The following is a 13,050-nucleotide window of genomic DNA, read 5'->3' as shown; positions in this document are numbered from 1 at the left end:
CCGGGGTGGCGGCCTCGTCCACCGGTGCCGCGGTCTCGCCTCCGCCGGCCACCTCGTCGACGGCGGCGGGCGCCTGATCGGATTCCGACACGGCACCGGACCCGCTGGTGGTGACGGCGGGCCGACCGGTCGCCCGGACTCGCGGTCCCCCGGCGTACTGGGAAAGGATCTGCAGGCTCATGGGGGTAGCCTATCGCCTCCGGTGTCCCCGGTTGCCCGCCGCTCCCGGGGTGCCGCCACCAGACCGCGCGATATCCGGGCGGCGAGGGCGCGGGCTGTGGCGGATACTGGGCCCATGCGTGCAGTCCGGATCTCAGAACACGGTGGCCCCGACGTCCTCGAGCCTGTCGAGCTGGAGACTCCCTCACCTGGTCCCGGGGAAGTGCTCGTCCGGACCACCTCCATCGGCGTCAACTACATCGACACCTACTTCCGGGAGGGCATCTATCAGACCGCGTTGCCGTATGTCCCCGGCAGCGAGGGCGCCGGGGTCGTCGACGCGCTGGGGGTGGGCACGCCCGACCTCGTGACCGGGGACCGGGTGGCATGGTGCCAGGTGCCCGGTTCCTACGCGCAGTACGTGGTCGCCCCGTCGGAGGCCCTGGTCGCCGTCCCCGACGAGGTGTCCGACGGCGTCGCGGCGTCGATGCTCCTCCAGGGGCTCACCGCGCACTACCTCATCACCGACACCCATCGTGCGCACGGCGGGGACGCGGTACTGATCACCGCCGGCGCCGGAGGGGTGGGGCAGCTCCTCATCCAGATGGCGGTGGCCCGTGGATACCGGGTCATCACCACCACCTCGACCGAGTCGAAGGCGCAGATCTGCAGGGGCCTGGGTGCGCACCACGTCCTGCTCTATCCGGAGGCGACGCCCGAGAGGATCCGCGAGCTGTCCGGTGGCGGTGTGGCGGTGGTGTTCGACGGAGTCGGGCGGGACACCTTCGACACCAGTCTGGCCTCGCTCGAGCGGCGCGGCACGCTGGTGCTGTTCGGGGCGGCGAGTGGCCCCGTGCCGCCGGTGGACCCGCAGCGGCTCAACGCGGCCGGATCGGTGTTCCTGACCCGGCCCAAGCTCGGCGACTTCATCGCGACCACCGAGGAGTACCGCGACCGTGCGGCCGAGGTGATGGAGGGGCTGGTCGACGGGTCGCTCGTCCTCGACGTCGGGGCGACCTTCGGACTCACCGACGCGGCGCAGGCGCACCGGGCGTTGCAGTCGCGGCGCACCACGGGGTCGATCACGCTCGACCCCTCCAGGTGACCGATCAGAACAGGGAGAACGCCGCCGACAGGGTCTCGAGACCGAGAACGGCGTCGATCGACAGGGCCACGAACACCGCGGCCAGGTAGTTGTTCGACAGGATGAACAGCTTGAGGGGCTTGACCTCGACACCTCGGCGCACACCGGCCTCGAGGCGGTGGGCCATGACGATGAACCACACACCGAAGCCGATCGCGCCCGCCGCGTAGATCCATCCCGCCGCCGGGATGAGCACGAAGGTGCACAGGACCGTGGCCCAGGTGTAGAGGGTGATGCGTCGGGTGACGCCCTCCGCCGACATGACCACCGGCAACATCGGTACCCCGGCGGCCTTGTAGTCCTCCTTGTACCGCATGGCCAGGGCCCAGGTGTGGGGCGGGGTCCAGAAGAAGATGATGAGGAACAGGACGATCGCCTGCCACCAGTTGCTCGGTTGACCCTCGGGCAGGTGGTCGGTGATGACCGCCCACGAGACGAGCACGGGCATACACCCGGCGGCGCCACCCCACACCACGTTCTGGGCGGTGCGGCGCTTGAGGATCATCGTGTAGACGAAGACGTAGAAGCAGATCGTCAGCAGGATGAACAGGGCGGCGAGCCAGCTCTGTGCCAGGAGTCCCAGCCACAGCATGCTGGCCGCGCCGAGCACCAGGCCGAAGACCAGCGCGGCCCGGGGGGTCACGGCGTGGCGGGCCAGCGGGCGCCGTTCGGTCCGCTTCATGACCTTGTCGATGTCAGCGTCGACGACCATGTTGAGGGTGTTGGCGCTGGCGGCGCCGAGCCAGCCACCCACCAGCGTCAACAGCACCAGGCCGAGGTGGACCTGCCCGCGGTCGGCCTGCAGCATCGCGGGGATGGCGGCCACCAGGAGCAACTCGATGACGCGCGGCTTGGTGAGGGCGATGTACGACATGACGACGTCGACTACGCGGGCGCGCCCGCTCGCCGGAGCCGGCCGCCCCGAGGACTCTGGAGGGGAGACGGACGGCCCCCCACTCCGGGTCGGGGTGGAATCGTGCACCGGAACTCCTCGCAGCAGATGTCAACGCACTACCCGGCCGATACTACGTCCCCCCTGCACGCTCCGCGAAAGAGCGGGGGCGGGGACGGTCCGACCCCGGGGGCGGGTGACCACTAAGGTGGTCCACGACATACGCGCGGATCCGCGCCGCACCCTCGACCCGGGAGAACCACAAGTGACCAGCGCGTCGGAGATCACCGAGCTCACCACCGCCCGCCACCCGTCCGACTGGACCGAACTGGACACCCGGGCGGTCGACACCGCTCGTGTCCTGGCCGCCGAGGCCGTGCAGAACTGCGGCAGCGGTCACCCGGGCACCGCCATGAGCCTGGCGCCCCTGGCCTACACGCTCTACCAGCGGGTGATGCGACATGACCCGTCGGACCCGAAGTGGGTGGGGCGTGACCGTTTCGTCCTGTCCTGCGGCCACTCCTCCCTCACCCAGTACGTCCAGCTCTACCTCGCCGGATTCGGGCTGGAGCTCGAGGATCTCAAGGCGCTGCGCACCTGGGGATCCAAGACCCCGGGTCATCCCGAGTGGAACCACACCGACGGGGTGGAGATCACCACCGGGCCGCTCGGCCAGGGGCTGGCGTCCGCGGTGGGTATGGCCATGGCCGCCCGGTACGAGCGGGGGCTGTTCGATCCGGAGGCACCCGCCGGGAAGAGCCCGTTCGACCACTTCATCTACGTCGTCGCCTCGGACGGGGACGTGCAGGAGGGCGTGACCGCCGAGGCCTGCTCGCTCGCGGGGACCCAGCAGCTCGGGAACCTCATCGCGGTCTACGACGACAACAAGATCTCGATCGAGGACGACACCCAGATCGCCTTCACCGAGGACGTGGCCGCCCGCTACGAGGCCTACGGCTGGCACGTCCAGACGGTCGACGGGGGTGAGGACATCGAGGCCATCGAGGGGGCGATCGCCGACGCGCGCGCCGTCACGGACAAGCCCTCGATGATCGTCCTGCGCACGGTGATCGCGTACCCCGCCCCGACGAAGATGAACACGGGGGCCTCGCACGGTTCGGCGCTCGGGCAGGCCGAGGTGGACGCGGTCAAGGAGGCGCTCGGCATGGGCGGCACCGAGCCGTTCACCGTGGACGACGAGGTGATCGCCCACACCCGCGCGGCACGCGACCGTGGCGCCCGCGTCCACGCGCAGTGGAGCGACATGTTCCACGCGTGGGCCGAGGCCAACCCCGAGGCGAAGAGCCTCTTCGACCGCCTCTACTCAGGCCAGTTGCCCGAGGGCTGGGACGCCGGGCTCCCGAGTTGGGAGGCCGACCCCAAGGGTGTCGCCACCCGCAAGGCCTCCGCCAAGGCCATCCAGGCACTCGCCGGGACCCTCCCGGAGCTGTGGGGTGGGTCGGCGGACCTGGCGGGGTCCAACAACACCCAGATCGAGGGCGCCGACTCCTTCGGCCCCCCGTCGATCTCGACCGGGATGTGGACGGCGTCCCCGTACGGGCGCAACCTGCACTTCGGCGTCCGCGAGCACGCCATGGGAGCGATCCTCAACGGGATCGCGCTGCACGGTCCCACCCGGCCCTACGGCGGGACCTTCCTCATCTTCAGCGAGTACATGCGCCCGGCCGTCCGGCTCGCGGCCCTCCAGGGCAGCAACGCCTACTACGTGTGGACCCACGACTCGATCGGTCTCGGCGAGGACGGTCCCACCCACCAGCCGGTCGAGCAGCTCGCGGCGCTGCGGGCCATCCCCGGCCTGTCCGTACTGCGGCCGGCGGACGCCAATGAGACGGCGGCGGCGTGGCGCGCGATGCTCATCGCCCTCGACGGCCCCAAGGGGCTGTGTCTGACCCGTCAGGACATCCCTGTCCTGGAGGGCACGGCCGAGTCGGCGCGCGAGGGCGTCGAGCGTGGTGGCTACGTGCTGGCCGAGGCGTCGACCGGATCCCCCGAGGTGATCCTGATGGGTACCGGTTCCGAGGTCCACCTGGCGGTCGAGGCGCGAGAGGTCCTCGAGGCCGAGGGCGTGCCGACCCGGGTGGTGTCGATGCCGTGTGTCGAGTTCTTCGACCAGCAGGATCCGGAGTACCGCGAGTCGGTCCTCCCCCGGTCGGTCCGAGCCCGGGTGAGTGTCGAGGCCGGGATCGCGATGCCGTGGTATCGCTTCCTCGGCGACGCGGGTCGGGCGGTGTCACTGGAGCACTTCGGTGCGTCCGCCCCGTACCAGACCCTGTACTCCGAGTTCGGAATCACCGGCGACGCCGTGGTCGCCGCAGCCCGCGAATCCCTCGCGGCCGTCAACGGGGAGGCATCATGACCAACGCCAATCTCGCCGCACTGAGCGCCGCCGGTGTCTCGGTCTGGCTCGACGACCTGTCCCGCCAGCTGCTCACCTCCGGTGAGCTCGAGGAGCGGATGTCCACCTACTCGGTCGTGGGGGTCACCACCAACCCCGCGATCTTCCAGGCCGCTCTGGGCGACTCGTCGGCCTACGAGTCGGCGCTCGCCGAGGCCGTCCGTGCGGACAGGGACGTCGATTCCGTCGTCCGCGCGCTCACCACCGCGGACGTACGGGACGCCTGTGCGGTCCTGGCCGACGTGTTCGAGGCCACCGACGGCGTCGACGGACGCGTCTCACTCGAGGTCGATCCCCGGCTGGCGGACGACACGGAGGGGACGGTGGCCCAGGCCGTCGAGCTCTCCGCGGTCGTCGACCGGCCCAACCTCATGATCAAGATCCCGGCGACGTCCGCCGGGCTCCCCGCCATCACGGAGGTGATCGGCCGGGGGATCGATGTCAACGTGACCCTCATCTTCTCGGCCGACCAGTACCGCGCGGTCGCGGAGGCGTACCTGGCGGGACTCGAGAGGGCTGCGGAGGCCGGTCACGACCTCTCCCGCATCCATTCCGTGGCCTCGGTGTTCGTCAGCCGACTCGACACCGAGATCGACTCCCGTCTGCCGGCGGACTCCGACCTGCGTGGCAGGGCGGGGCTGGCCAACGCGCGGCTGTGTCAGGACGTCTACGACGAGGTCTACGACACCTCCGGTCGTTTCGGTGACCTCGCCGCCCGGGGTGCCCGTCCCCAGCGGCTGCTCTGGGCGTCCACCGGCGTCAAGGACCCCGCCTACCCCGACACCATGTACGTGAGCGGCCTGGTCACCCACGGCACCGTCAACACCATGCCGTTCGCGACCATGGAGGCGTTCGCGGACCACGGCGTCCTCGAGGGGGACACCGTCCGGGGCACCGGTGGGGACTCGCGTGAGACCCTCGAGGCGCTGCGTGCGGAGGGGATCGACCTCGACGAGGTCTTCACGCTGCTCGAGCAGCAGGGCGTGAGCAAGTTCGTCAGCGCGTGGGACGACCTCATCGCCACGGTGACCTCGCGTATCGACGAGATCCCCTCGGGGTCGTGACCGACCCGGACAGTCGGCCCTCCCCGGCCGTCGGCGACCCCGTCGGCGGACCGGAGGGGTCGGCCAACCCGCTCCGCGATCCGCGGGACCGGCGGCTGCCACGGATCGCCGGCCCGTCCGGGCTCGTCATCTTCGGCGTCACCGGCGACCTGTCCAAGAAGAAGCTCATCCCCGCCGTCTACGACCTCGCGAACCGGGGTCTGCTCCCCCCGGGCTTCTCCCTCATCGGCTTCGGTCGACGCCGGTGGACCCACTCCGAGTTCGCCGAGTTCGCCCGTGAACACGCCCGGGAACGGTGCCGTACCCCGTTCCGGGAGGACGTCTGGGAACAACTGGCGGCGGGACTGCGGTTCGTCACCGGGACCTTCGACGACGACGAGGGCTTCGACCACCTGGCGGAGCAGCTGACGGCTCTGGAGGTCGACCGGGGCACGGCCGGGAACTACGCGTTCTACCTGTCCGTCCCCCCGGACGACTTCCCCACGGTCTGTCGGCACCTCGACCGGACCGGATGCACCAGGGCGGTCGACGGATCGTGGCGCCGCGTGGTGATCGAGAAGCCCTTCGGTCACGATCTGGCGAGTGCCCGCGAGCTCAACGCCGTGGTGGGTGCCGTCTTCCCCGAGGACTCGGTGTTCCGCATCGACCACTACCTGGGCAAGGAGACGGTCCAGAACATCCTCGCCCTGCGCTTCGCCAACCAGCTCTTCGAGCCGGTGTGGAACGCCAATCACGTCGACCACGTGCAGATCACCATGGCCGAGGACATCGGTCTGGGCGGCCGCGCCGGCTACTACGACGGCATCGGGGCGGCGCGCGACGTCATCCAGAACCACCTCATCCAGCTCATGGCACTGGTGGCGATGGAGGAACCCACGGACTTCTCGGCCGCCGCGCTGCGGGCGGAGAAGACCAAGGTCCTCGAGTCCACCTCACTGGCGCTGCCGATCTCCGAGACCGCGGCCCGGGGTCAGTACTCCGGTGGGTGGCAGGGGTCCGAGCAGGTCGTGGGGCTCAAGGACGAGGACGGGTACGACCCGTCCTCCACCACCGAGACCTACGCCGCGATCACCCTCGAGGTCCACAACCGACGCTGGGCCGGGGTCCCGTTCTATCTGCGCACCGGCAAACGGCTGGGCCGTCGTGTCACCGAGATCGCGGTGGTCTTCCGACGCGCGCCGCACCTGCCCTTCGACGCGACCATGACCCAGGAACTGGGTCAGAACGCCCTGGTGATCCGCGTCCAGCCGGACGAGGGCGTCACGCTGCGGTTCGGGTCCAAGGTGCCCGGGACCGCGATGGAGGTCCGCGACGTCAACATGGACTTCGCCTACGGCGAGGCGTTCACCGAGTCCTCGCCCGAGGCCTACGAGCGGTTGATCCTGGACGTGTTGCTCGGCGAGCCGTCACTCTTCCCCGTCTCGCGCGAGGTGGAGTTGAGCTGGATGTTGCTCGATCCCGTCCTCGACGAGTGGTCGGCCGGCGGCACCCCGGAGCAGTACCAGGCCGGGACGTGGGGCCCGCGTGGTGCCGACGAGATCCTGGCCCGCAGTGGCCGCGCATGGAGGCGACCGTGATCATCGACCTGCCCGACACCTCGACCCGCGAGATCTCCAAGAAGCTCGTGCAGATCCGCGAGGACGCGGGCCTGAGCACCATCGGCCGGGTGCTGACGCTGATCGTCCTCACCGACCACGTCCGCGGCAGCGAATCCGCGATCGAGGCGGCCAACGAGGCCAGCCGGGAGCACCCGTGCCGCGTGATCGTGGTGATCCGCGGCAACCGTGCCAGGGCGGACCGGCTCGACGGTCAGATCCGGGTCGGTGGCGATGCGGGGGCGGCCGAGGTCGTGGTCCTGCGGACCTCGGGGGCGATGGCGTCGCAGTCCGCCTCGTTGGTCACCCCGCTGCTCCTCCCCGACACCCCTCTCGCGGTGTGGTGGCCCAGGCATTCGCCGACACTGCTGTCCGAGGACAAGGTGGGCCGACTCGCGCGTCGCCGGATCGTGGACTCCGACGCCGAGGGCCACCCCACGGACGCACTGGCCAAGCGGGCGGCCGGATACTCCCCGGGTGACACCGATCTCGCCTGGGCCCGGGTCACGCACTGGCGTTCCCTGCTGGCGGCCACGCTGGACCGGCCGCCGTTCGAGACGATCACCGGCGCCACGGTGTGCGGCCCCGAACGGGCCGCGTCCGTGGACCTCGCCGGTGGGTGGCTCGCCTCCCGTCTCGGGATCGACGTCCATCGCGCGGTGGGGCCGAGGATGGTCGTCCTGGAGCGTGCCTCCGGATCGATCGTCATCGAGCAGGTGAGCCCCACCTCCGCGGAGCTGCGGATCACCGGTCACTCCCCCACACGGGTGACGTTGGTGAAACGGAGCGTGGCGGACTGCCTCGCCGAGGAGCTGCGCCGCATGGACACAGACGGTGTGTACGCCGACGCACTCGCGAACCACGATCGCGTGATCTACACCTCGGCCTCCGTCCGCTGAGCGGGGCCGCCCACGTACCGGACGACCGAGACCCGACACCACAGGAGGACCGATGTCCCACATCCGTCATCTCGTCCACGCCGACCCCGACGCGCTCGCCACCGCGGCCGCCCGGGACGCGGTGGAGCATCTGACCGAACGGATCGCCGCCGCCGGACGGGCGAGTCTGTCGCTGACCGGGGGCTCGGTGGGGGTCAAGACCGCCGCCGCGCTCGCCGACTCGACCGTGGAATGGGAGAAGGTCACGATCTTCTTCGGCGACGAACGCTTCGTTCCCGCCGATCACCCGGAACGCAACGACGGCCAGCTGGACGAGGCACTGCTCGACTCCCTGGGGGACCGTCCGACAGTGCATCGCTGGCCCGCGAGAACCGGGCAGGACAGCGATGTCGACTCCGCCGCCGAGCGCTTCCTCGAGTCACTGACGATCCCCGCCGGGGACGATCCGATCTTCGACGTGACCATCCTCGGGATGGGCCCGGAGGGCCACATCGACTCCATCTTCCCCCACACGCCGGCGGTCGCCGAGACGGAGCGGTTGGTCGTGGGGGTCCGCGACTGCCCCAAGCCGCCTCCGGAGCGGCTGACGTTCACCCTCCCGGCGGTTCGTCGCTCGCGGCACATCCTGGTGGTGGCCGCAGGTGAGGGCAAGGCGGAGGCGGTCGCCGAGGGAATCGGCGGGGCCTCACCGTCGGACTGGCCGGTGGCCGGCGCGGTGGGCACCGAGTCCACGACCTACCACCTCGACGTGGGCGCGGCGTCCGCACTGAACTGATCCGCGGGCACCCTGGTCACCGGGGACCCGTCTCTCGGCCACCGACAACCGGGTGTCCACGACGACGGGGTGCGCCCCTCCTCGCGGAGGTGCGCACCCCGTGTCGACGCGCCGGGCGGCGCGACGGTCAGCCGGTCAGACGGTCAGGCGGTCAGACGGTCAGCCGAACCGGACCAGGAGTCCGACGGCGACGATGGCGATGAGCCACAGGATCGCGACGACCACGGTCACGCGGTCGAGGTTGCGCTCCACGACACTGGACCCGGAGAGGCTGGACTGGACGCCACCGCCGAACAGCGAGGACAGTCCGCCCCCCTTGCCGCGGTGCAGCAGGATGAACAGCATCAACAGCAGGCTGGTGGCGACGAGGAAGATGTCCAGGGCGAGCTTCATGTGCGGATCGGGCCTTACGTCAGGTCGGGGTGGTCGGAGGACGACTGGTCCAGACTACCCGGTGAGGTCTCCAGGGCGAATCCCGGCGCGCCCGCCCGTGTCGGGGCGGCCACGCCGGGCCTGTCGACTCAGGGCAGTGGACCGCCGGCGGCGATGGCCGAGAGCTGGGCGAACTCGTCGGGCTTGAGCGAGGACCCGCCCACGAGACCACCGTCGACGTCGGGCTGCTCGAGCAGCTCGCCGATGGTGGAGGAGTTGACGCTCCCGCCGTACAGGACCCGCATCTGATCCGCGATCTCGGGTCCGGCCAGCTCGGTGAGGGCCGCGCGGATCGCGGCGCAGACCTCCTGCGCATCCGCCGCCGAGGCGGTCTTCCCCGTGCCGATGGCCCACACGGGCTCGTAGGCGATCACGGTGGAGGCCAGTTGTCCCTCGTCCAGACCCGCGAGGGATCCCTTGAGCTGCTCGACGACGAACCCCACGTGGTCGCCGGCCTCGCGGGTCTCGAGCTTCTCCCCCACGCAGACGATCGGGCTGAGGCCGTGCTTGTGGCACGCCGCGGCCTTGGCGGCGACCAGCTCGTCGGTCTCCGAATGGTATTCGCGACGCTCGGAGTGGCCGACCACGACATAGGTGCACCCCAGTTTGGCGAGCATCCCCGCCGAGATCTCACCGGTGTACGCACCGGACTCGTGGACCGACACGTCCTGCGCTCCGTAGGCGAAGCCGAGCTTGTCCCCCTCGATCACGATCTGTACACCGCGGATGTCGGTGTACGGAGGGATGAACGCCACCTCCACCTTCTCGAGGTACTTCTCGGGCAGTGCGAACGCCACCTTCTGCACGAGAGCGATCGCCTCGAGGTGGTTGAGGTTCATCTTCCAGTTTCCGGCGATGAGCGGGGTGCGTGCCATGTCGTCTCCTGTGGGTCGGCGCGTGCGGATCAGTTGTTGCTGCGTTCGAGGGCGGTGACCCCCGGGAGTTCCTTGCCCTCGAGGTACTCGAGCGACGCTCCGCCGCCGGTCGAGATGTGCGAGAAGTTCTCCTCGCCGAGCCCGAGCGTCCGGACGGCTGCCGCGGAGTCGCCGCCGCCCACCACCGAGAACGCACCGTTGCGGGTGGCCGTGATGATCGCCTCGGCGACGCCACGGGTACCGGCCGAGAACGCCTCGAACTCGAAGACGCCCATCGGGCCGTTCCAGAAGACCGTCTTGGCGGCGGACAGCTTCTCGGTGAACAGGGCCACGGACTCGGGACCGATATCGAGCCCCATCCGGCCGTCGGGAATCGCGTCGGCCGGCACCGTGGTGTGCGCCGCGTCGGCGGCGAACCCGTCGGCCGCCACGACGTCGACCGGCAGGGTGATCACGTCGCCGAACTTGTCGAGCAGGTCCTTGCAGGTGCCGATCATCTCCTCCTGCAGGAGCGAGGACCCGACGCCGTGGCCCTGTGCGGCGAGGAAGGTGAAGCACATACCGCCGCCGATGACCAGGGTGTCGACCTTGGGGGCGAGGGCCTCGATCACGGCGAGCTTGTCCGAGACCTTGGAGCCGCCGAGCACCACGGCGTAGGGGCGCTCGGCGTCCCCGGTCAGACCGGCGAGGACCTCGACCTCACTCTGGACCAGGTCACCGGCGTAGGCGGGGAGCACCTCGGCGATGTCGTAGACCGACGCCTGGGCGCGGTGGACCACCCCGAACCCGTTGGACACGAAGGCGCCGTCCTCCCCCACGAGGCTCGCCAGCTCGGCGGCCAGAGCAGCACGCTCGGCGGGGTCCTTGCTGGTCTCACGGGGGTCGAAGCGGATGTTCTCGACCAACAGCACGTCGCCGTCGGTCAGCCCGTTGGCGCGCTCACGGGCATCCGGCCCCACCACGTCGCCCGCCAGCTGCACGTAACGGCCCAGCTCGTCTCCCAGCTTCTCCGCGACGGGGGCCAACGAGAACGCGGGATCGGCCGCACCCTTCGGCCGGCCCAGGTGCGCTGTGATCACCAGTGCGGCGCCGGCGTCGAGGAGGGAGTTGAGGGTGGGCAGTGAGGCCGTGATCCGGCCGGAGTCGGTGATGGTCGATCCGTCGAGCGGGACGTTGAGGTCGCAGCGGACGAGGATCTTGCGACCTTCGACGCCGGCGTCGAGCAGGTCCTGGAGAGTGCTCACTGCCATGGGGTGGGGCTCCTGTCGGGAGGACGGTGGTGGTGTGGTGCGGGTGGTGTGGGTCGACATCGGTGGTGCGGGTGATGTACCTCGGGCCCGGCCGGGACGCTCTGGGCGTTCCCGGACCGGGCCCGGTGTGATGCGGGGTCGTCAGGCCCGAGGGCTCTTACAGCGACTTGCCGACCAGGCCGATGATGTCGGCGAGGCGGTTGGAGTAGCCCCACTCGTTGTCGTACCAGGACGCGATCTTGATCTGGCCGTCGATGGCCTTGGTCAGCGGCGCGTCGAAGATCGAGGAGTGCGGGTCGCCGACGATGTCGGAGGAGACGATGGGGTCCTCGGTGTACTTCAGGATGCCCTTCATGGGGCCCTCGGCCGCGGCCTTGATCGCGGCGTTGACCTCGTCGACGGAGGCCTTCTTCTCGAGCTCGACCGTGAGGTCGGTGAGCGAACCGGTGGGCAGCGGGACGCGCACGGCGTAACCGTCGAACTTGCCCTTGAGCTCGGGCAGGACCAAAGCGACCGCCTTGGCGGCACCGGTGGAGGTGGGCACCATGTTGATGCCGGCGGCGCGGGCGCGACGCATGTCGCTGTGGGGGGCGTCCTGCAGGTTCTGATCCTGGGTGTAGGCGTGGATCGTGGTCATGAGGCCCTTGATGATCCCGAACTCGTCGGAGAGGATCTTGGCGACCGGCGCGAGGCAGTTGGTGGTGCAGGAGGCGTTGGAGATGATCGTCTGCGAGCCGTCGTACTCGTGGTCGTTGACGCCCATGACGATGGTGATGTCCTCGTTCTTGGCCGGCGCCGAGATGATGACCTTCTTGGCGCCACCCTCGAGGTGGCCCTTGGCCTTCACGGCGTCGGTGAAGATGCCGGTGGACTCGACGACGACGTCGACACCGTAGTCACCCCACGGCACGGACGCGGGGCCCTCCTTGACCGCGAGGGCGCCGATCTTGGTCCCACCGACGGTGATCGACGAGTCGTCGAACGTGACGTCCTTGCCCAGGCGGCCGAGGATCGAGTCGTACTTGAGCAGGTGAGCGAGCATGTCGTTCGTGGTGAGGTCGTTGACGGCCACGATCTCGATATCCGTCTTGCCCTCGGCCTTCAGTGCCTCCACCGCGCGGTAGAAGTTGCGGCCGATACGTCCGAATCCGTTGATGCCTACGCGCACGGTCACGTGATGTCTCCTTATAGGTGGTGCGAGAAAAATACCCCTGAGGGCTGGGTGGTGCCCGGGGACGTGACCCAGACTACCCGCCCCATGTGGGGGCTGTGCAGGGTCCGCAGACCACGGATCAGTCTTCGTCGAGCATGTCCTCGGTCACGACGGACTCGGTGTCCGGGATACCCAGATCGGCTGCTTTGCGGTCGGCCATGGACAGCATTCGGCGAATCCGGCCGGCCACCGCGTCCTTGGTCATGGGTGGGTCGGCGAGCTGGCCCAGTTCCTCGAGCGAGGACTGACGGTGTTGGACGCGCAGCTCACCCGCGGCCAACAGGTGGTCCGGGACGTCCTCGGCCAGGATTTCGAGCGCACGCTGGACGCGGGCGG

Annotated in this window: 13 protein-coding genes; 6 read left to right on the top strand and 7 right to left on the bottom strand. The window is 69.8% G+C overall.

Annotated elements, in window-relative coordinates; genetic code table 11:
• A partial coding sequence (locus tag G6020_RS08335) for a hypothetical protein (RefSeq protein ID WP_182610305.1) occupies window positions 1-181 on the bottom strand: 181 nt, incomplete at its 3' end.
• A 114-nt stretch (window positions 182-295) separates the two neighbouring features.
• Between G6020_RS08335 and G6020_RS08330 the strand changes: the two genes are divergently transcribed.
• Window positions 296-1,264, top strand: a complete 969-nt coding sequence (locus tag G6020_RS08330; RefSeq protein WP_182610304.1) for a quinone oxidoreductase — start codon at window positions 296-298, stop codon at window positions 1,262-1,264.
• A gap of 4 nt (window positions 1,265-1,268) precedes the next feature.
• Here G6020_RS08330 and G6020_RS08325 read toward each other — a convergent pair whose 3' ends face one another.
• Window positions 1,269-2,285, bottom strand: coding sequence for a heme o synthase (locus G6020_RS08325; protein ID WP_347237945.1), 1,017 nt, complete (start codon window positions 2,283-2,285; stop codon window positions 1,269-1,271).
• Between the two features lie 175 nt (window positions 2,286-2,460).
• On the opposite strand from G6020_RS08325, the gene tkt reads away from it, so the two are divergent.
• From tkt to pgl, 5 genes are all read left to right on the top strand, one after another.
• Window positions 2,461-4,572, top strand: coding sequence for a transketolase (gene tkt, locus G6020_RS08320; RefSeq protein WP_182610302.1), 2,112 nt, complete (start codon window positions 2,461-2,463; stop codon window positions 4,570-4,572).
• Complete coding sequence (gene tal / locus G6020_RS08315; RefSeq protein WP_182610301.1) at window positions 4,569-5,675, top strand: transaldolase; 1,107 nt, start codon at window positions 4,569-4,571, stop codon at window positions 5,673-5,675. The genes tkt and tal overlap by 4 nt, the downstream gene beginning before the upstream one ends.
• A gap of 95 nt (window positions 5,676-5,770) precedes the next feature.
• A complete protein-coding gene (gene zwf / locus G6020_RS08310) occupies window positions 5,771-7,252 on the top strand; it encodes a glucose-6-phosphate dehydrogenase (RefSeq protein WP_187700801.1) in 1,482 nt (493 codons plus the stop codon).
• Entirely contained in the window at window positions 7,249-8,169 is a 921-nt protein-coding gene (locus G6020_RS08305) for a glucose-6-phosphate dehydrogenase assembly protein OpcA (protein ID WP_311201597.1), read from the top strand. Before zwf ends, G6020_RS08305 begins: the two co-directional genes overlap by 4 nt.
• Before the next feature lie 52 nt (window positions 8,170-8,221).
• A complete protein-coding gene (pgl, locus tag G6020_RS08300; protein ID WP_182610299.1) occupies window positions 8,222-8,944 on the top strand; it encodes a 6-phosphogluconolactonase in 723 nt (240 codons plus the stop codon).
• Window positions 8,945-9,103: 159 nt separating this feature from the next.
• On the opposite strand, the gene secG is transcribed toward pgl, so the two are convergent.
• The 5 genes from secG to whiA form a co-directional block, all read right to left on the bottom strand.
• Window positions 9,104-9,337 (bottom strand): preprotein translocase subunit SecG, encoded by a 234-nt coding sequence (secG, locus tag G6020_RS08295; RefSeq protein ID WP_107747569.1) that lies wholly within the window; start codon window positions 9,335-9,337, stop codon window positions 9,104-9,106.
• A 128-nt stretch (window positions 9,338-9,465) separates the two neighbouring features.
• The gene (gene tpiA, locus G6020_RS08290; protein WP_182610298.1) at window positions 9,466-10,251 is read right to left on the bottom strand and encodes a triose-phosphate isomerase; all 786 of its coding nucleotides are present in this window, start codon (window positions 10,249-10,251) and stop codon (window positions 9,466-9,468) included.
• A 29-nt stretch (window positions 10,252-10,280) separates the two neighbouring features.
• Window positions 10,281-11,501, bottom strand: a complete 1,221-nt coding sequence (locus G6020_RS08285; protein ID WP_182610297.1) for a phosphoglycerate kinase — start codon at window positions 11,499-11,501, stop codon at window positions 10,281-10,283.
• Window positions 11,502-11,658: 157 nt separating this feature from the next.
• On the bottom strand, window positions 11,659-12,675 hold the full coding sequence (gap, locus tag G6020_RS08280) for a type I glyceraldehyde-3-phosphate dehydrogenase (protein WP_182610296.1): 1,017 nt from the start codon (window positions 12,673-12,675) through the stop codon (window positions 11,659-11,661).
• A gap of 118 nt (window positions 12,676-12,793) precedes the next feature.
• A partial coding sequence (gene whiA / locus G6020_RS08275) for a DNA-binding protein WhiA (RefSeq protein ID WP_182610295.1) occupies window positions 12,794-13,050 on the bottom strand: 257 nt, incomplete at its 5' end.

The organism is Dietzia sp. B19 (assembly GCF_014145155.1).
In the GTDB taxonomy this organism is placed as follows: Bacteria; Actinomycetota; Actinomycetes; order Mycobacteriales; family Mycobacteriaceae; genus Dietzia; species Dietzia natronolimnaea.
This window is presented reverse-complemented; position numbering and strand designations above follow the sequence as displayed.